General features: G+C 39.0%; 21 protein-coding genes and 5 tRNA genes. 25 read left to right on the top strand and 1 reads right to left on the bottom strand.

From position 1 onward, the window contains the following. Nucleotides 1–9: 9 nt before the first annotated feature. The 23 genes from ftsE to EO112_RS01935 all read left to right on the top strand — a co-directional run bounded on the left by ftsE (nucleotide 10) and on the right by EO112_RS01935 (nucleotide 16275). Nucleotides 10–696: a cell division ATP-binding protein FtsE gene (gene ftsE / locus EO112_RS02040; RefSeq protein WP_009372248.1), complete on the top strand. Its 687-nt coding sequence runs from the start codon at nucleotides 10–12 to the stop codon at nucleotides 694–696. Continuing rightward, on the top strand, nucleotides 686–1573 hold the full coding sequence (gene ftsX, locus EO112_RS02035; protein WP_009372198.1) for a permease-like cell division protein FtsX: 888 nt from the start codon (nucleotides 686–688) through the stop codon (nucleotides 1571–1573). Before ftsE ends, ftsX begins: the two co-directional genes overlap by 11 nt. A 2-nt stretch (nucleotides 1574–1575) precedes the next feature. Continuing rightward, nucleotides 1576–2760, top strand: a complete 1185-nt coding sequence (locus tag EO112_RS02030; RefSeq protein ID WP_370106371.1) for a murein hydrolase activator EnvC — start codon at nucleotides 1576–1578, stop codon at nucleotides 2758–2760. Between the two features lie 8 nt (nucleotides 2761–2768). Next, a complete protein-coding gene (locus tag EO112_RS02025) occupies nucleotides 2769–4034 on the top strand; it encodes a S41 family peptidase (RefSeq protein ID WP_240629326.1) in 1266 nt (421 codons plus the stop codon). 46 nt (nucleotides 4035–4080) lie between these two features. Then, entirely contained in the window at nucleotides 4081–5352 is a 1272-nt protein-coding gene (obgE, locus tag EO112_RS02020; protein WP_127162681.1) for a GTPase ObgE, read from the top strand. A gap of 8 nt (nucleotides 5353–5360) precedes the next feature. Next, nucleotides 5361–5648, top strand: coding sequence for a ribosome assembly RNA-binding protein YhbY (gene yhbY, locus EO112_RS02015; RefSeq protein ID WP_009372199.1), 288 nt, complete (start codon nucleotides 5361–5363; stop codon nucleotides 5646–5648). Between the two features lie 22 nt (nucleotides 5649–5670). Then, nucleotides 5671–6798, top strand: coding sequence for a glutamate 5-kinase (gene proB / locus EO112_RS02010; protein WP_127162679.1), 1128 nt, complete (start codon nucleotides 5671–5673; stop codon nucleotides 6796–6798). 3 nt (nucleotides 6799–6801) lie between these two features. Beyond that, the gene (locus tag EO112_RS02005) at nucleotides 6802–8058 is read left to right on the top strand and encodes a glutamate-5-semialdehyde dehydrogenase (RefSeq protein ID WP_127162677.1); all 1257 of its coding nucleotides are present in this window, start codon (nucleotides 6802–6804) and stop codon (nucleotides 8056–8058) included. Continuing rightward, complete coding sequence (locus tag EO112_RS08255) at nucleotides 8055–8198, top strand: hypothetical protein (protein WP_009372194.1); 144 nt, start codon at nucleotides 8055–8057, stop codon at nucleotides 8196–8198. The genes EO112_RS02005 and EO112_RS08255 overlap by 4 nt, the downstream gene beginning before the upstream one ends. Further along, the gene (gene nadD, locus EO112_RS02000; protein WP_009372176.1) at nucleotides 8188–8799 is read left to right on the top strand and encodes a nicotinate-nucleotide adenylyltransferase; all 612 of its coding nucleotides are present in this window, start codon (nucleotides 8188–8190) and stop codon (nucleotides 8797–8799) included. Before EO112_RS08255 ends, nadD begins: the two co-directional genes overlap by 11 nt. A gap of 59 nt (nucleotides 8800–8858) precedes the next feature. Then, on the top strand, nucleotides 8859–9443 hold the full coding sequence (gene yqeK / locus EO112_RS01995) for a bis(5'-nucleosyl)-tetraphosphatase (symmetrical) YqeK (RefSeq protein WP_240629325.1): 585 nt from the start codon (nucleotides 8859–8861) through the stop codon (nucleotides 9441–9443). Then, a complete protein-coding gene (locus EO112_RS01990; protein ID WP_127162673.1) occupies nucleotides 9444–10556 on the top strand; it encodes an LCP family protein in 1113 nt (370 codons plus the stop codon). A 9-nt stretch (nucleotides 10557–10565) separates the two neighbouring features. Continuing rightward, nucleotides 10566–10925, top strand: a complete 360-nt coding sequence (gene rsfS / locus EO112_RS01985; RefSeq protein ID WP_009372156.1) for a ribosome silencing factor — start codon at nucleotides 10566–10568, stop codon at nucleotides 10923–10925. A gap of 1 nt (nucleotide 10926) precedes the next feature. After that, nucleotides 10927–11844, top strand: coding sequence for a S1 RNA-binding domain-containing protein (locus EO112_RS01980; protein WP_127061332.1), 918 nt, complete (start codon nucleotides 10927–10929; stop codon nucleotides 11842–11844). A gap of 11 nt (nucleotides 11845–11855) precedes the next feature. Beyond that, nucleotides 11856–13196 (top strand): Trk system potassium transporter TrkA, encoded by a 1341-nt coding sequence (gene trkA, locus EO112_RS01975; RefSeq protein WP_127162671.1) that lies wholly within the window; start codon nucleotides 11856–11858, stop codon nucleotides 13194–13196. Between the two features lie 28 nt (nucleotides 13197–13224). Further along, nucleotides 13225–14739: a TrkH family potassium uptake protein gene (locus tag EO112_RS01970; RefSeq protein WP_127162668.1), complete on the top strand. Its 1515-nt coding sequence runs from the start codon at nucleotides 13225–13227 to the stop codon at nucleotides 14737–14739. After that, nucleotides 14705–15295, top strand: coding sequence for an MBL fold metallo-hydrolase (locus EO112_RS01965; protein ID WP_127162666.1), 591 nt, complete (start codon nucleotides 14705–14707; stop codon nucleotides 15293–15295). Before EO112_RS01970 ends, EO112_RS01965 begins: the two co-directional genes overlap by 35 nt. A gap of 126 nt (nucleotides 15296–15421) precedes the next feature. Then, a tRNA-Asp gene (locus tag EO112_RS01960) sits at nucleotides 15422–15497 on the top strand. Between the two features lie 6 nt (nucleotides 15498–15503). After that, nucleotides 15504–15579, top strand: a tRNA-Phe gene (locus tag EO112_RS01955). Nucleotides 15580–15582: 3 nt separating this feature from the next. Next, nucleotides 15583–15657, top strand: a tRNA-Gly gene (locus EO112_RS01950). A 7-nt stretch (nucleotides 15658–15664) separates the two neighbouring features. Continuing rightward, nucleotides 15665–15739: transfer RNA gene (locus EO112_RS01945), tRNA-Cys, on the top strand. A gap of 14 nt (nucleotides 15740–15753) precedes the next feature. After that, a tRNA-Leu gene (locus tag EO112_RS01940) sits at nucleotides 15754–15842 on the top strand. A gap of 88 nt (nucleotides 15843–15930) precedes the next feature. Continuing rightward, nucleotides 15931–16275, top strand: a complete 345-nt coding sequence (locus EO112_RS01935; RefSeq protein ID WP_127162664.1) for a hypothetical protein — start codon at nucleotides 15931–15933, stop codon at nucleotides 16273–16275. A 75-nt stretch (nucleotides 16276–16350) separates the two neighbouring features. On the opposite strand, the gene EO112_RS01930 is transcribed toward EO112_RS01935, so the two are convergent. Beyond that, nucleotides 16351–17577 carry an MFS transporter gene (locus tag EO112_RS01930; protein ID WP_127162662.1) on the bottom strand — a complete coding sequence of 409 codons (1227 nt, stop codon included), beginning with the start codon at nucleotides 17575–17577 and terminating at the stop codon, nucleotides 16351–16353. Between the two features lie 480 nt (nucleotides 17578–18057). Between EO112_RS01930 and EO112_RS01925 the strand changes: the two genes are divergently transcribed. Together EO112_RS01925 and EO112_RS01920 are read left to right on the top strand one after the other, a co-directional pair. Continuing rightward, nucleotides 18058–18567, top strand: a complete 510-nt coding sequence (locus EO112_RS01925; protein ID WP_062403287.1) for an Lrp/AsnC family transcriptional regulator — start codon at nucleotides 18058–18060, stop codon at nucleotides 18565–18567. Further along, on the top strand, nucleotides 18536–19747 hold the full coding sequence (locus EO112_RS01920; RefSeq protein WP_240629324.1) for a pyridoxal phosphate-dependent aminotransferase: 1212 nt from the start codon (nucleotides 18536–18538) through the stop codon (nucleotides 19745–19747). The genes EO112_RS01925 and EO112_RS01920 overlap by 32 nt, the downstream gene beginning before the upstream one ends. Nucleotides 19748–19991 lie beyond the last annotated feature (244 nt).

The following is a 19991-nucleotide window of genomic DNA, read 5'->3' as shown; positions in this document are numbered from 1 at the left end:
AATGATAGAATGATAGAATTTAGAAATGTCCATAAAGTATACGACAATGGTTCTATTGCTTTAGAGGATGTATCGATTCATATTGAAAAAGGAGAATTCGTATTAGTCTGTGGGCATTCTGGAGCAGGTAAATCAACATTTATTAAGTTACTTTCACATGAAGTCACACCAGATTCTGGAACGGTTATTGTGAATGATGTTGATGTAACACGTATCAAATCTAGTAAAGTACCGTACTTACGTAGAAAGTTAGGTATTGTATTCCAAGATTTCCGATTATTACCATCAAAAACAGTGTTTGAAAATATTGCGTTCGCACTAGAAGTTATCGAGGAAAAACCGAAAGTAATTAAAGAGAAAGTTTTAAATGTATTAGAGTTGGTCGGACTCAGCGATAAAGCTAATGATTTGCCACAAGATCTTAGTGGTGGGGAGCAACAAAGGGTAGCTATCGCTAGAGCCATTGTAAATAAACCATTGGTGCTGATTGCAGATGAACCAACAGGTAACTTGGACCCTCAAACAAGCCGCGATATTTCTGATCTTTTTAAAGCCATCAATAACTCTGGTACAACCGTAGTGATGGTAACACATGATATGGATATGGTGTCTTATCTAAACAAACGAGTGATCGCCTTAGAAGGTGGTCGTGTAGTAAGTGATCAAATGAGAGGGGCCGCATTCCATGAAAATTAGAACGTTTAAGTATTATATAAAAGAAGCCGTTCAATCCATGCGCCGTAATGGATTGATGTCCTTGGCATCTATTTCCACTGTTACATTATCCTTGTTTATCTTGGGTGTATTTGCTTGTGGAGTGGTAAACCTTAACAATTTGGCATCCCATTTAGAGAGCCAAGTACAAATTAGTATATACTTGAAGGATAACTTAACAACACCACAAGTGATGGAATTAGGTAAAAAGTTAAAAGCCTTGCCAGAGCTAAAGGACATTGAGTTTGTCACAAAAGATGAAGCTATGAAACGCTTTAAAGAGCGCTTAGGGGAGCAACAGCAATTAGTCGATTCCCTAGATGGACATAATCCATTGCCAACGTCTTATGTGTTAACATTCAATACACCAGACCAAGTGAAATCTACAGCGGAAATTGTCTCTAAATATCCAGAAGTAGAAAGTGCCCACTATGGACAAGACGTGATTGAACAAATTTTTGAAGTCACAAAAATTATTCGTATCGGTGGTATTGTGCTCATCGGCTTCCTAGCAGGGGCTACCTTATTTATCATTTCCAATACGATTCGTTTGACTGTATTTGCCCGTCGTAAAGAAATTGGAATTATGAAATATGTAGGTGCCACAAACTGGTTTATCCGCTGGCCTTTTGTATTAGAAGGTATGTTTTTAGGCGCTATTGGTGGTGCGATTGCAGGCATTGCTACTTGGCAATTCTATCGCTATATCACAGTGGAAGTGATTGCAAACTTTGCGTTTATGCCATTGGTACCAATGATGCCGTTTATCTATCAACTATCTGCAGGATTAGTTGGGATAGGTGTGATTGTAGGTGCTATTGGTAGTACCATTTCGTTAAAACAATATATGAAAGTGTAGGAATGATGAAGAAAAAAACAGTAACACTAGTAGCTAGTTTACTATGCGGTTCTATCATGATGGCTACACCGTACTGGTATCAAGCACAAGATGAAGACTTAACGAATCAGTTGTCAAATATTCAACAACAATTGACAAATGAGGCCAATAAAAAGTCGGAAGCAGAAAAAACGATTGGTACCGTATATGAACAGTTACATGCTATACAGATTGAATTAGATACAGCCACTGCAGACTTAAAACAAGTGCAAGCAGATCGTATTCGTTTAGATCAAGATATTACGAAAACAGAGGCAGAATTAAAAGCAGCACAGGAACGTTTACAATCACGAGAAAAAGTGTTCTACAAACGGGTACGAGATATTTATATTAACGGACGTTTAAGTTACTTAGATGTAGTGGTTGGTTCTAAAGATTTTAGTGATTTTGCAAATCGTATGGAAATGTTGAAACGGATTCTTCAAGCCGATATGGAATTGATTAATACCATAAAAACTGAGCGTGAAGAGATTGCTAGTAAAAAAGCTAAGTTGGAGGCAGACCGGGCTAAAGTATTAGAACTTGAAAAAGTAGCACAGGAAAAACAAACGATTATCAATCAGAAAAAAGCAGAACGTCAAGCAGTATTAGAACGAGCGATGAATGACCGTGATACAGCAGAGCGGGCCTATAATGAGTTAATGGCATCATCTGCAAGCATTACAGCTATGTTACAACAACGAGCAGCAGAACGTGCGGCAGCAGCCGCAGCAGCTAGCCAAGGTGGTAGCGGTGGTGGTGCTACTACTACATGGGTACAGGGAACTGGACAGTTAGCCGCCCCTGTTAATGCACCGATTACATCTGATTTTGGATGGCGTATCCATCCAATTTATGGTACAAGTCGTCTCCATGCAGGTACTGACTTTGGTGTTGATGAAGGAACACCAGTACATGCAGCAGATGGTGGCGTTGTTGTGGAAGCTGGCTGGATTAGTGGCTATGGATATACAGTTATTATTGATCATGGTAATGGTATGTCTACTTTATATGCTCATAATAGTGATGTAGCGGTAAGCCCTGGTCAAACTGTATCAAAAGGTCAAGTAGTTTCCTACTCAGGTAACACAGGTGGTTCTACAGGTCCACACCTTCATTTTGAGGTGCGTATTAACGGGGAACCAACAGATCCAATGGGATACTTATAGAGGAGACTATGGAAGATAACAAAAAAAAATCTAATTGGATACGAATAAAAGAGTATTTGTTTATCTCTGAAAAACACGATGAAGCTTATACTACTATGGAGATGTCAAAAGAGGTTGCTCCTAAAATAGAGCAGCTAAGTTTTAAAGATAGAATCTATAAGTTAATAGGTAAGCTGATAAAGTTATTAATTGTATTCCTTATTATGCTTACTGGTTTCTTTTGGTATATATCTGGATCTCCCTTAGGCCTTGCTAAATTTGGTTACACCTATTACATCACTACACAATGGGCTATGGACTCACCATCTAAAGAAGAACTTTTTGTGAATATGTTAAAGGGATTAGCTAAAGGTACCCATGATAAACATACTGTTTATTTGGATAAAGAAGATATGAAAGCACTTGAGATGCATACATCTTCTACCTATAGCGGTATTGGTTTATTATTGGATTTTTCCGATGGTAAAGTTCTCAAAGTAGGTGCTACTATGGAAGGGCAACCAGCAGAAGCAGCAGGACTTCAAAAAGGAGACCAAATACTTGCGATTGATGGGACACCTATATCTGATATAGAAAAAGAAGAAGTAGCTAATCATATTCGTGGCGAAGCAGGTACATTTGTAGTGCTTCGCATCCTTCGTAGCGGAGAAGAGCAAGAGATTTCCATTGAACGAAAAACTATTGTCATGCCTACTGTAAGAGGTAAGATGCTAGACGATAGTGTCGGTTATATTCGGTTAACGCAGTTTGCTGAAAAAACAGTAGATGAGTTTACGAAAATCTATGAGGACCTTCAAGCTAAGGGGATGAAACGCTTAGTATTAGACTTGCGTGATAATCCAGGTGGTTTAATCACTACTGCCCATGGTATAGGGCAATATTTGATACCTAAAGGGCCGATTGTAACGGTACAAACTAGAAAAGGCCGAAATAGCGCCTATATGTCTAGAGGTGACCATAGTCTAATTCCATTAGTTGTGTTGATTAATGGTAACTCTGCAAGCGCTTCAGAAATTATTGCTGGTGCGGTGCAAGATACGAAATCTGGCATTATTGTGGGTACAAAAAGCTATGGTAAAGGTACTGTGCAAAGTGTAGTACAAGGTCTTGATGAAGAAGGCTTAAAAATTACTATTGCTCGCTATCATACACCTAATGATAGGGTCATCGATGGTATTGGTATTATACCAGATGAAATTGTGGAGCCGTCCAAAGCAAATCCTGAAGAGGATGTACAGTTGGAACGGGCTATTGAAATTGTAAAAACTCTATGATGTAGCGGCTTCGGCCGCTCTATCTATAGGGCTAGAGGAAAAAAATATGTTTATAGATCGTGCCCGTATATTAGTAAAAGCGGGAGATGGCGGTAACGGTATGAGTAGTTTCCGTCGAGAAAAATATGTGCCACAAGGGGGACCGAATGGTGGCGATGGCGGTAAAGGTGCCGACATCATTTTAAAAGCTGATAGAAATATCAATACACTTGTTGATTTTAGATATAAACGTCAATTCAAAGGCGATACCGGTGGTGCTGGACAAAGTGCTAACAAGCATGGTCGTGGCGCTGAAAATTTAATTGTTTCTGTTCCATTAGGAACAACGGTAACAGATGAAGAGTCTGGTAAATTAATGGCTGATTTAGTCGAAGATGGACAAACTTACATGGTGGCCAAAGGTGGTCGCGGTGGTCGTGGTAATGCACGCTTTCAAAATAGTGCTAACCGTGTACCAACCTTTGCTGAAAAAGGAGAGCCTGGGGAAGAGCGTTGGTTAAATTTAGAGCTTAAAGTGTTGGCTGACGTGGGATTACTAGGATATCCAAGCGTGGGTAAATCCTCTATCATCCGCAAAGTATCTTCTGCAAAACCAGAAGTAGCTGCGTACCATTTTACTACATTAACTCCAGTATTAGGGGTAGTCTCTGTAGCACCAGGTAAAAGTTTCGTTATGGCAGATATTCCAGGTTTGATTGAAGGGGCTAGTGAAGGCATTGGCTTAGGACATTCCTTCTTGCGTCACGTAGAACGTAGTAATATTTTGCTCCATGTATTGGATGTATCTGGATTAGAAGGTCGTGACCCTATTGAAGACTTTCATAAAATCAATGAAGAGTTAGCTAAATATAGCGAAAAATTGAGCAAGAAAAAACAATTAATCGTGTTGAATAAAACAGACTTGTTACAAGATGAAGAAACATTGCCAAGAGTGACAAAATACTTTGCTGATCAAGGCTATGAAGTATTTGCGGTGAATGCATTGACTGGAGAAGGGTTGCCATCATTAGTTGAACGCGCATGGTATTATGTTGAAAATTACGTGCCAGAGCCAGAAGTAGTGGATGACACTGTATACTATGAAGCAAAACCTGATACTGACTTCGTCATTACTCGTGGCGATGATGCATCCTATATTATCAGTGGTTCTCGTATTGAGAAATTGGTGGCTATGACAAATCTTGATGATGAACAAGCATTGCGAAGATTCCAAAAGATTTGGCGTTACATGGATTTAGATGCGGAATTGAAAAAACGTGGTATCCAAGATGGCGATGAAGTAGTCATCGGTGATCAACGATTTACATTCCATGATTAGGAGATAGAATGACAGGTAAACAAAAGCGATATTTACGTGCCTTAGCAAGTACTATGCCAGCGGTTGTGATGATTGGTAAAGGAGGATTGGAAAATCCTGTTATCGACAGTGCACGAGCTGCCATTACAAAACGTGAATTAATTAAAGTAAAAGTTCTAAATAACTGCTTGGAAGATCCAAAGGAAATTTTGCCTCACTTAGCGGATATGTTAGGAGCAGAGTTAGTACAAATCATCGGACATAATGGTGTATTGTACAAAAAAGCAAAAGATCCAAAAATTGAGTTGCCAAGATAATCAATCCATATGAGGTGAAGCGATGAGAGAAGAGTTACGACAGGCGAAACGAGTGATTGTGAAAGTAGGAACAAGTTCACTAACCCATGCAAATGGACGCATCAACATTGATAAAATAGAAGTGTTGGTCCGACAAATTTGCAATTTAGCTAATGCAGGAAAAGAAATGATTTTAGTTTCTTCTGGGGCTACTGCTGCTGGTCTTCCCTCATTGGGATTTACATCAAGACCCGATGACATTGCTTTAAAACAAGCCGCAGCCTCTGTGGGACAAGGCATCTTACTACATATGTATGAAAAACTATTCGCTGAATATGGACATACGGTAGGACAAATTCTTGTAACCCGTGAAGATACGGTGAAACGTAGTCATTATCTTAATTTACGGAATACATTGACGGCCCTCATTGGATTAGGAGTTATTCCTATTATCAATGAAAATGATGTAGTGGCTATCGATGAGTTTAAAATTGGTGATAATGATACATTATCTGCTAATATTGCTAGCATTATTGATGCAGATGCATTGATTATTTTATCGGATATTGAAGGCCTATATACAGCGAATCCGTCTACAGACAAAAATGCTACATTAATCCATGAAGTAGAGGCTCTTACTCCGTACATTTATGAAATTTCTGGTGGTGCAGGGTCTTCTTTGGGCACTGGTGGTATGTATACGAAGATTCAAGCTGCTCATATTGCAACGAACTCTGGAGTTCATATGATTATCGCCTCTGGTGACCATCCAGATAGTATTAAAGCTATTATGAATGGAGAAGAACGAGGCACGCATTTTTGGCCTCATCGAGATGTACCGCAAATTAAAAAGCGCTGGATGGCATTTGGCACACGTTTACAAGGTACCATTCATGTAGATAAAGGATGCCGTGATGCATTACTCACCAATGGATCTAGTGTTTTACCGGTAGGTATTCTATCTGGTGAAGGGCAATTTGAAGAAGGGGATACCATATCTATTGTTCACGGTGGAGAAGAAATTGCCCGCGGTATTGTGAACTTTAATCTATCTGACTTGTTAAAGATTAAAGGCCATAAATCACAGGATATTCCTACTATACTAGGTGTTCGTGATACCTATCATGTAGTGGTGCATCGAGATAACTTAGTTGTCTTACGACAGGAGTAAATTATGAATCCATATACTGCATATTTTGAAAATTTAGGCAAAGCAGCACGGTCAGCTTCTATGGTAGGACAAGTGCTAAGTACAGACGATAAGGATCGTATCTTGGAACAGATTGCTTATGATTTGGAAAATGCTATACCAATGATTTTAGAAGCGAATACTATCGATTGTTCCCAAGCTAAAGAGAATGGAGTTCCATCTGTGATGATGGATCGCCTTCGTTTGACGAAGGAGCGCATCGAAGGTATTTGTGAAGGTGTTCGTCAAGTGGCTCATTTGCATGACCCCATTGGTACTGTGTTAGAAAGTAGAACCTTAGACAATGGCTTGCGTATTGAAAAACGGCAAATCCCTATCGGCGTTATTGGCATGATTTATGAAGCTCGCCCTAATGTGACAGTAGACGCAGCTGCCTTAGCCATTAAGACCGGTAATGCGATTATTCTTCGTGGAGGAAAAGAGGCATACCATACGAGTGAGGCGATGGTACAGATTATGCAAGCTTCTTTAGAGCGGTGTGGAGCTCCGAAAGAGCTAGTTCAATTAGTGTCTATTCTTGAGAGAGAAGCTGTAGGTGAATTGTTAGCACAACGCAAATGGATTGATGTGATGATTCCACGTGGTGGAGCAGGATTGATTCAATTTGTCGTGAATAACAGTAAAATTCCTGTTATAGAAACAGGGAGTGGTGTTGTTCATGGCTATGTGGATGTATCTGCTGATGAAACGATGGCATTACAGGTATTGGAAAATGCAAAATTATCACGACCATCTGTATGTAATGCAATGGAAACAATTTTGTTACATGAAGAAAGACTGCAAGACTTAGGACCTAAGATTGTATCTATGTTAGAAGAAAAAGGTGTTGCCATCTATGGGGATACACAAATTGAAAGCTTGTCTTCTCAGGTGAAACCTGGCACAGAGGATAATTGGGCTACAGAATATAATGACTATATTGTGAATTTCAAAGTGGTATCTTCCATTGATGATGCTATTACTCATATAAATACATTTGGTACAAAACATTCTGAAATGATTATTACAGAAGACCCAACCGAGGCAGAACGATTTATGAACTTAGTGGATGCTTCCACAGTTTATGTGAATGCATCTACACGATTTACAGATGGTTTTGAATTTGGCTTAGGGGCTGAGATTGGCATTAGTACACAAAAACTCCATGCTCGAGGACCTATGGGACTAGATGCGTTGACAAGCTATAAATTTTTTGTCTTTGGCCATGGACAGGTGCGATGAAATTAGCAGATGTAAAAGCTTACTTTCATTATATGAAGTCTCCCAAAGGAGCTTATGAATGGAAGTCCTATGGAATCGTATTAGTCATACTAGGTATTGTATCTCTAGTGTGTATAGGGGCGTGGTTACATGGTAGATAAGAAAAAGAGAGTTGGTGTTTTGGGTGGCACTTTTAATCCGATTCATTTGGGCCATCTTATGATTGCAGAAATGGCATCAGAAGCATTTGATTTGAATCGGGTGATTTTTGTGCCTGCTAAGGAACCTCCTCATAAGGAATCGGATGTGATTGAGGCGAAATATCGACTAGAAATGGTACGTGTAGCAGTATTGGATAATCCTAATTTTGTAGTTTCTGATGTAGAGATGCTGCGGGATGGGAAATCTTATACCATTGATACATTGCGATATTTTCATGATTTGTATGGATCAGATACGGAATTTTTCTTTATTGCCGGCACGGATACGATTCAGAATTTACCAACCTGGAAATATATTGAACAGCTCTTAGATATGTGTGAGTTTATTGGGGCTATCCGCCCTGGTGCCACTGCTGATATTGGTGAAAGTATCGAATGGCTTGCTCAACGAGGCGGTCGTATTCACATATTAGAGGTGCCAGAAATGAAGTTATCTGCTACGGAATTGCGTCGCCGACTGCGGTATGGATTATCTACACGATACATGTTACCTAAATTGGTGTATCAATACATTAAGGAACATAAAATATATAATACATAAGGGTATTTGTTGTTAGGTTGATGCTTGTTTTATGGATAACCCTAGAAAGGTATAGGCTTGTGAAAGATATAACAACAATAGAAAATTTACAAAATGTTGTGAAAGTCCGGCTTTCACCAAAACGATTTGCTCATACATTAGGTGTGCTAGATATGGCAAGACGATTAGCCAATCATTATGGTGTTTCTATAGAGAAAGCAGAAGTGGCAGCTGTATTGCATGATGCTATGAAAGAAAGACCTTTACAAGAAATGCAAACAATGGTGATGGATGCACAGATAGAGGTGGATTCAGAAATGCTTAACAACGGGGCATTACTACATGGACCTGCGGCAGCAGCCTATGCTAAGTTAGAGTTGCAAATTCAAGATGAATCGATTTGCGAGGCTATTCGAGTTCATACATTAGGGAGTACTCATATGAGCCTATTAGATAAGATTATTTTTTTAGCTGATTATATTGAACCAAATCGTGATTTTCCTGGTGTGGAAGAACTACGTGCGTTAGCATTTAAAGATTTGAACGCTGCTGTGATTCGCGCCTATGATGGAACGATACGTCATTTGCTTGATCAAGGGTTAAGTATACATGTAGATACGATTCGAGGTAGAAATAGTGTATTGTTAGAAAGGTCGGATACATAAATGGAGCGAAATATACGACGAAAGCCGCGCCGACATGGACTGCGATGGGGACGCATTATAGGGGCCCTAATTTTATTAGTAGTTTTTGTAGGCCTTCTAGTATGGGGAATACGTAGTGCAGTGAGCGCTGTATCTCAATCAAGCACTACTAGTCAAGAGTCGCATCCATTGCCGGTTGTGACTAATACAACACCTATGGATATGAGCTCCATTAAGACATCCTATATGTTGGTTGTTGGCGTTGATAAAAGTCAACCACAGCAAGCAGATGCTTTATATGTTATAGCTTTCAATATGGATGCAAAAACTTTACAGATTATTGGTATACCAAGTAATAGTAAAATAATTAACCGTCACAGTGATACACCACAACGAATTAATGATATGTATGCACAAGGTGGAATAGAATTAACGAAAGCCGTAGTGGAAGATATGTTCCATATAGTTATCCCTTATTATGCAGTGGTAGATCAAGAGAGTTTCCAGTCTATGATGAACATTTTTGGAACTCCAAGCCTATATGTGGAGCAATCTATGGTACATCGAGATGCAGCTTCTGGTGAAGTGGATATCAACATTCATCAAGGGTACCAAGATATGACTAATGATACCGCCTTTGGATATATGAGATATGTCAATCAAGAAGGTGATACATTAGCAAGGACTATGCATCAAGAACGCTTATTAAAGACTATGTGGGAGAGAGAACGAAATCACGTTAGCTTGGGAACCGCTTTTCGAGTGTGGCGACAATGGAGTCATATTAGTACTAATATTAGTGCATGGGATGGTGTTCGGTTTATCACAAAAGTGATTGACTTTCCTAAAGATAAAGTGCGGTGGTATATTTTACCAGGGTCATCAGAAACAATTGATCGTGTAGACTATTGGAATGTAGAGCCTATAGAATTACAACAATTGGTAGGAATTACTGTGGGAGATATTCCAAGTGATGCTGAAGTGATTCCAGTGATTGGAGATACTCCAAAAGGTATTGGAAAAGATAGTGCTGATGATTCTTTAAAAGATGCTGAAAAACAGGCTAAAGCTACGAAAGAAGATAAGTCTATGGATACAGAAAAATCAGAACCAGGGAGTCCCACAACAAGATAAGGAGTTAGAATGAAACAGAAACAAGATATTTTAGGAACAGTAAAAATCTTAGCGCAAGCTGGATATGATAAAAAGGGAGAAGACATTTCCATTATGGATATGGAAGGTCTTACCATGTTAGGAGATTACTTCTTAGTGGTTACAGCAAACAATGTGAAACATGCACAAAGTGTAGCTGATGCCATTGAAGATGCCGGTGCAGAACAAGGTATGACCGTATTACATCGCGAAGGATATCGTGAAGGAGATTGGATTTTACTTGATTTTGGTGATGTCATTGCCCACGTATTTACAGGTGAATACCGCCATTTCTATGGCTTAGAAGAATTGTGGAAGGATGCACCGAGAGAATCCTTTGAAGGAGTCTAATATGGCTAGTACTTTATCAGAAAATACTATTGCTACGCTAAAGGTATTGCGTCAAAGTGATCAAGGGTCTTTTTTAGATGGTCAAACAGGCAATACGAATGACGATATTTTGTTGCATAAAGACCAACAAACTAGTTCCGTTGCGATTGGCGATGAAGTGACAGTATTTCTATACAAAGATCCCAAAGGCCGCTTGACAGCAAGTATGCGTTTACCAGCTATGAAGGAAGGTCAAATTGGTTATGTTGAGGTCATTAATACAACAAACTTTGGCTGTTTTGTAGAAGTAGGAACAGAACGGGGGATTTTTATGCCTCATGCAGAAATGCGTGGACGCCCGCAAAATGGTGAAAAAGTTTGGGTTCGTCTCTATAGTGATAAGTCAGGTCGTTTAGCTGTATCCATGGATGTGGATGATGCTATGCGGCGTGCTTCAAAACCTGCTACAGATGCTAAAATAGGGGGCATGGTGAAAGGTGCTATTTATAATATGACCAGCGAAGGGGCATTCTTAATTACTCCTGAACGATGGATTGCGTTTATGCATCGCAGTGAAATGACACGATCTTTAAAAGTAGGGGAACTCATTGAAGGACGTATTACCTTTAAACGTGATGATGGACGGATCAATATTTCTATGCGTCCTGTTAAAGAAGAGGCACTCGCTTCAGATGGTGCAAAAATTATGACCTATTTAGGCAACCGACATGGGCGTATGCCTTATGGTGATGGTACATCAGCACCTATCATTAAAGATAAATTTAACATCAGTAAGGCTGCTTTTAAACGTGCCTTAGGGCATCTGATGAAAGCAGAGCTCATTGTGCAAGAAGATGGGTGGACTCTGCTAACAGAGAAAGGGCAAGCCACTTTATTAGAGGCGGATGAACAATCGGCTACTATAGAGGAAATCAAATAGGGGGACAGGTCATGAAAATTGTGGTAGTAGGTGCTGGTAAAGTAGGGTACTCCTTGGCTCAGCGATTGGCACAAGACCAACATGATGTGTATGTCATTGAAAAAAATGGAGATCGCATTAAAAATTTAGAAAATAATTTAGATGTGAATTTAGTGCAAGGGAATGGTAGTAGCATCGCCTTATTGCAAGAAATAGGAATCGAAGATATTGGTATGCTTATTGCTGTAACGGATTCGGATGAAGTTAATATGCTGGCTTGTATGCTTGGTAAAGCGGCAGGTATTCCTAAGACGATTGCTCGAGTTCGGGAAACAGAGTACGAAAATGATACCAATGCACTTATTCGTGAGAGATTAGGAATAGACCTTTTTATAAATCCAGAAATGGTAACGGCTCAAGAAATTTATAAAATTCTAAAAACGCCAGCTGCATTAGATGTTGAAGAATTTGCTAGCGGAGCCGTGCGGTTAGTAGAATTTAAAATTCGTAATAATCATGATATTATGGGTATTCCTTTACGCTCCCTAGAATTGCCGCCCAATGTATTGGTGGTTGGTATTATGCGTGGGGGAGAAATGATTATCCCACATGGTAATAGTACGTTGGAATATATGGATAATGTATTCTTCCTAGGGGCTACTGAAAGTATTGATACCGTAGAGGAATGGTTACATGAAACTACTCGGCCTACACAACGTGTTGTTATTATTGGCGCAGGTCTTATTGGTAGAAATTTAACACTGCTTTTAGAACAAGATGGGTATGATGTAAAAGTCATTGAAAAAGATATCGAACGCTGTGAACAATTAGCGGCTATAGTAGACCGTTCTATTGTGATTCATGGTGATGGAACAGATATTGATCTATTAGGGGCAGAAGAAATTGGTGATACGGATGTTATTATTTGCTTAACAGATGATGATAAACTCAACTTATTGGTGGCACTATTAGCGAAACATATGGGGGTACCTAAAGCATTTGTTCGTGTAGGACGATTAGAGTATATTACGTTAATGGAACAGGTAGGTATTGATGTAGCTTTTTCACCAAGATTATTAACATCTGGACAAATTTTAAGATTAATTCGAGAAGATGAAAATCTTATTAATATTTTTACCTTTGAAGGATCTAAAGCTGAAGCTGTAGAAATAGAAGTGACAGAAAAAACATCTTTGCTCAATAAGCATCTAAGAGATTTGAAATTGCCAGGGAAATCGCTAGTGGGGGCTATTGTCAGAGAACATCAAACGATTGTTCCTAAAGGAGATACTTTGTTGCTTGAAGGAGATCATATAGTTATCTTTACATTGCCAGAAAATATTAATACTTTGTTAGCGTATATTAATAAATAAGAAGGGATTTTTGAAAGGAGAAGGAATCATGCGCATTCAAAATATTATGCGAGTCGTTGGACAAGTGATGCTCATTTTAGCTTCCTTCATTATGGTTCCCTTTTTCTTTGGTGTATTGGATGAAGGGACTTTTTACTACTCGTTTCTTATCACATCATGTATAGCAGGAGGAGTAGGGTTTCTATTATATCATTATGGAACAAATACGAATGTGTATAGTGTACGAGATGGATTTCTAGTAGTGAGTGCAACTTGGATTCTGGCCTCTATATTTTCTGCATTGCCTTTTTACTTTAGTGGAGTACTTGAGCAATTTGTAGATGCTTTATTTGAGTCTGTGTCAGGTATAACGACTACTGGGGCAAGTATGATTGATGATGTAAGTGCTTTACCAAGAGCCTTTATTTTGTGGAGGGGGCTTACCAATTGGATTGGTGGTATGGGGATGATTGTCTTAGTGTTAGCATTCTTGCGTAATTTAGGGACTGGAGTAGCTCCATTAGTTGAAGCAGAGGCTTCTGTACCAAGACCTGGGGTTGTATTACCAAGAATCCAATCTATGGCCGGGAACTTGCTGAGAATTTATTTAGGATTTACATTTACTTGTACTTTTCTATTATGGCTAAGTGGCATCGGTTTATTTGAAGCACTTAATTTTACCTTTGCTACGGTAGCTACAGGTGGATTGGCCCCAATTACTGGCAGTACATTTAGATATGCTGATTCTTATTTAGTCTGTATCATATTAATAGTATTTATGATATTGGCAGGTGGAAACTTTGCAGTCTATCAATCTGTATGGCAACGGGGAATCAAAGAGATTTGGAGAGATTTTGAGTATAGAATCTATCTTATCACATTGGCAATTGGATCAACTCTAGTTTTATTTGCCTTAGTATGGGAAGCTGGAGATGCTAATATTGAACATTTACTAAATGCTATTTTTACACTTGTTTCTATGCAGACTGGGACTGGATTTGCTATTGCAGATTATAACTTATGGCCTAGCTTAGGGCAAATGGTATTATTTATGGGAATGTTCTTTGGTGGTTGTAGTGGTTCAACTGCAGGGGGACTTAAAATCATACGAATAATTATCTTGGCAAAAAGTAGTATTCTCTATCTACGAAAAGCTATTCATCCCGATATGGTACAATTGGTACGACTCAATGGTTATGTATTACCTAATAAATGGTTACAGATTACGCAACAGTTCTTTTTTCTTTATATGCTCATCTTTGGCATTTCCTCTGTGATTATTTCCTCAACGGGATTACCGTTGGCAGATGTACTACCATTGGTAGCAGGAAGTTTGGGGAATGTAGGCCTTGCATTTGGCTCATTAGGACCCACGGAAAGTTTTACCATATTGGCACCTATTGCAAAGATAGTTTGTATTATTGATATGTTATTAGGACGGTTAGAGTTATTTACCTTATTGGTGCTATTACATCCAGGATTTTGGCGCGGATATTTTACAAAGAAAGAAAATGGATATAGACGATTCGATGGACATCATAAGAACGCCTCAAGGCTTGTATAAAACAAATTGTTATATTCTGAAAGAAAATGGATACGCTCTTATTATTGATCCAGGCTTTCATGGACAGCGTATCATGAAAGAATTACAGGATGTGACACCAGTAGGTATTGTGCTGACCCATGGTCATGCAGATCATATTTGTGCCGTAGATACGTTGGTAGAATCCTACCATATCCCTGTGTATATGCATGCTAAAGATGAGGAACTATTATTAGTCAAACGGCGTATGCCATCGGGGTATAAAGAACGATTTACTTCTCCATATGTTGCGTTAGAAGAGGGGCCTTTACAAATAGAACCTTTTTCTTTGCATGTATGGGAGGTGCCAGGGCATAGTGCAGGTAGTGTATGTATTGGGTATAAGCATATTTTATTTACAGGAGATACCTTATTTAAGGGAACTATAGGAAAAGTGAATACCTATAATGGTGATTCAAAGGCTATGGAAAAGACGTTGCAAAAAATTATGACTTTAGACCCGTCTTATGTGATATATCCTGGACATGGTTCGAGTACTACATTGAGATATGAATTAGCGACTAATCCATATCTGTAGGTACTCCCATAATGCATGAAATGGCTTGTACAACTGATTTCAGAGAAATAAAAAATGTTTATAAAAAAATATAAAAAAGTATTGACGAGAAATATGAAATAGGGTATACTAACAAAGTAGTCAAATGGCCCCGTGGTGTAGCGGTTAACATGTCGCCCTGTCACGGCGAAGATCGTCGGTTCAAATCCGATCGGGGTCGCCACTACTTGCCTCGGTAGCTCAGTCGGTAGAGCAACGGACTGAAAATCCGTGTGTCGGCAGTTCGATTCTGCCCTGAGGCACCATTTGCGGAAATAGCTCAGCGGTAGAGCACCGCCTTGCCAAGGCGGGGGTCGCGAGTTCGAATCTCGTTTTCCGCTCCACTTTTTTGGCGGCATAGCCAAGCGGTAAGGCAGAGGTCTGCAAAACCTTTATTCCCCAGTTCGATTCTGGGTGCCGCCTCCACAAATTCCACCCATGCCGGGGTGGCGGAACAGGCAGACGCAACGGACTTAAAATCCGTCGGTTAGAAATAACCGTACCGGTTCGATTCCGGTCCTCGGCACCATTTAGACCAACTTCGGTTGGTCTATTTTTTTATGTGTAAATGGACTATAATGTAAGTATCATATAATAAGTTTGCGTAGGGAGGAACTATGAATACAGTTACTGATGTTGATCGATTATATAATGCTATTGAAATTAATGAAAAAACATTTCAGTTTTTTCAAATTGATCTACAATCCTATGGAATACAAGAAGTTGATAAAGGAAGTACACAATCCTTTTATGTTCTTCTTGAAATCATGAATGGCAAATTTAATTGTGATTTAGATTTTATCGTAAACTGTTATGATGAGTTAGGAAAGATAATCTATAGTGAGACGAACCTCCTTCTTATAGACAGATATATTGGCTATGATACGATTAAGTTTTTTTGTAATGATACTAATTTGATTGATAGAACGAATAAAATTCGTATATTCGTAAAAAAAAGGTAATATAAAATTGCCCTATACCGATATGCATATGTATGTCATAGCATAAGGTATAGGGCACTTTTTATATCTATAGGCTTATTGATGTTGAGAAATTTCTTCTTCGTACATAGCTTCTTCTTTTACAGGTTTATAGTAGATGGCATAAAGTATCAATACGATAATTGGAATGATGGCAGATACCATATAGATTCCGCTGTAGGATAGTAAGCCATGTAAGATTCCTAATGTATAAGGTCCGACGCCTAATCCGAGATCTAATCCGATAAAATAGGTGGAAAGAGCTACCCCAATTTTGGCAGGTTCTACAGCTTTCAAGCAAATAGCTTGTCCGTTAGACATAAAGGTACCATAACCTAAGCCTACAAAGGCTCCGGCGATAAGTAGTAACGCTGCATTGAAGCTATAAGCGATGAGTAAAAGACCAATTGTTAAACATATATAGCTAGGATACATGACAGCATTTTCGCCACGTTCATCGAAGATACGACCTGCAATAGGACGGGTCACGGTAATCACAAGGGCATAAACCACAAAGAAGAAGGCTCCTGCTGTAATGAGACCGATTTCATGGGTAAAGATAGAAAGGAACCCGAGTACGCTAGAATAGGCTAAGCCCATTAGGAATCCAAGAAAGGCGATGAAGGATACACGTGGTTCAATGAAATTCTTCATAGACCAAGATGTCATAGAAGCTGCTTCCGTAGAGGATAGTACTAAATTTTGTACAGGGAATCGTAAACAAGCGATGGCAACACCAATGGATAATAGGACGGCTAAATAAATAATCCAAGTAAAACCAACGGCAGGTAATAAAATCATGCCAATGAAAGGTCCAATAGCCGCTGCTAAACTAGTGCTAAGACCATAATAATTGATACCTTCTCCATCTTTCGATTTTGGAATGTAAGCAGTGACTACAGCATTGGCTGCAGTGGATACAGTACCGTAAGCAAAACCGTTTAGGAAACGGACTGCATCCAAGATTAGAATATCTTTGGCAATGAGATACGCAAGGGTAGTGAGAAAATAAAATATGGCTCCGTACCGAAGTACCTCTTTACGACCGATAAGTTCTAAGCGTTGTCCCATGATAAGGCGAGCGAATAAGGTGCCAATAATATAAATACCAGTAGCAAATCCTGCTTCCGCAACGGTGGAATGAAGTTCTTTCGTAGCATAGCTTGCAGTGATAACTACAAAGCAGTAGTACACTAAAAAGACAATAAAATTAATGACGGTAATACTGATGAACCCGGAATTAAATAGAGTTTCTTCTTGATTTTGTATCGATTGGGCATTCATGGATAACTCCTCCTTTTGTAATACGTTCTATAGAATATACCTAATTGCGAATCTTGTAAAGGTTATATAAATATTTTCTATAGGACTTAACTAAGTTAACAATGTACAAATAGGTAAACAGGAGAAACGAGTAGGCAAGAATAGTGATGTGAGCGTATTATATAAATCAATTTAGTGTGTTCCCGACGATTGGGAAGGGGAAGCACAGATATAAAATTTTTTTAGAGTGTGACTATCCACGAAGTTAGAAACTGGTATGGAAGAAACACCAACATGAGGGGATGCGTTGTATCTCTAGTCCGATCATCAGTATAGACTTGCTTCGAGCAGACTATCTTGCGATTAAATTGTGTAGGTGTAATATAATGTATTGCTACTTTCAGAGAAACTGACTATAATAAAAGAAAAGCATTGAGAATTATATAACAATGTTATAGTTTACAAGATATAGATGTGAATCATAAGAAAGGAGTCTCCCTTATGACAGTACAATTAGACACATTGGATCATCGTTTATTACGTTTATTAGATGAGGACGCCTCCATGTCGGCTGCCGACCTCGCCATTATGCTTAACAGTGAAGAGGCACATGTGGCAAGTCGTATTCAAGCCTTCGAGGAGTCTGGTATTATTAAACGGTACCAAGCAGTCATTGATTGGGAACAAGTAGACCAAAATAAATCTACTGCTCTTATCCAATTAGGTGTGACTCCTGCTCCAGATCAAGGCTTTGATAAAGTGGCAGAACGAATTATGGAATTTCCAGAAGTACAAGGTGTTTACCTTATGTCTGGTAGCTATGATTTAACGGTTATCGTGGAAGGGGCTAGCATGCGTGATATCGCTTTATTCGTATCTCGCCGTTTATCTACATTAGATTCGGTGCTTTCCACCACGACAAACTTTATCTTAACACGTTATAAAGATAATAATATTGTGTTCCACACGGGTGGAGTTCGTGAAGATCGGAGAAATGTATTCGATGATTAATTATGACAACTATTTAAATGCTGAAATTAAAGCAGTTAAACCATCGGGGATTCGACGTTTTTTTGAAATTGCTAATGAATTAGATAATGTCATTTCCCTTAGTATTGGTGAACCAGATTTCGCTACGCCCTACCATATTCGTGAAGAAGGTATTAATACATTAGAAAAGGGAAAAACTTGGTATTCTCCTAACCGTGGTTTTATGGAACTACGGGAAGAAATTGCTAAATGGTTAGAACGGAAATATCACGTGTCCTATGACCCAGCAACAGAAGTGATTGTAACGGTAGGTGGCTCAGAGGCTATTGACTTAACTTGTCGTACCTTATTAAACCCAGGGGATGAAGTGTTGATTCCCGTGCCAAGCTTTGTATGCTATACGCCGTTAGCAGAATTATGTAATGCCAAGCCAGTGCAGATCATTACTAAAGAAGAAGATGAGTTTCGTTTGACTCCAGAGGCGATTGAAGCGGCTGTAACAGAGAAGACGAAACTGTTAGTATTACCATTCCCTAACAATCCAACAGGGGCGGTATTACGCCGTGAGCACTTGGAAGCTATTGCAGAAGTGGTTATCAAGCATGACTTATTTATTTTGTCCGATGAGTTATACAGTGAACTTACCTATGGTGATGAACCACATGTATCTATTGCATCTATGCCAGGTATGCAAGAGCGGACAATCTTAATTAATGGATTTTCCAAAGCCTATGCGATGACTGGTTGGCGCCTTGGATTTGCCACAGGTCCAGCACCGATTATTGCACAAATGACGAAGATGCATCAATATGGTATTATGAGTGCTCCGTCTATGTCTCAATATGCAGCTATCGAAGCGTTAAAAAATGGGGATAAAGATATCCAATACATGCGTGAAGAATACGATATGCGTCGTCGCTTGTTGGTGAGCGCTTTCAATCGTATGGGACTTCATACATTCGAGCCAGAAGGGGCATTCTATGTATTCCCGTCCATTAAGAGCACAGGCATGACATCGGAAGAGTTTTGTGAAAAACTACTCTATGATCAACGTATTGCCATTGTTCCTGGTAATGCCTTTGGCGATTGTGGTGAAGGATTTGTTCGTGTAGCCTATTCTAATTCCTTGCAGAATATCAAAGAAGCGGTAAAACGGATCGAAATATTCTTGGAAAAAATTAAAAATAAAGAGATTGAGTAATCAAAAAGACAGACATAGTTTTGCAGTAAAACTGTGTCTGTCTTTTTAACGTTTATACAATACATAGGTCCGTCGGCGAATTGTATAGTGGTATTTGAAAAGAATAGGTGTAAGAATACAATGGGCTGTAACAAAATAGCCTACCAATACAATAGAGGAAAGTTGAACAAACAGCATCAACTTTCCTCTACTTTTATATTTTTAATAAGTGGGGCTGTAGCAACATGTAAAAATGTATATGTTG

It is taken from the genome of Veillonella sp. VA141, assembly GCF_003992175.1.
GTDB lineage: Bacteria > Bacillota > Negativicutes > Veillonellales > Veillonellaceae > F0422.
This window is presented reverse-complemented; position numbering and strand designations above follow the sequence as displayed.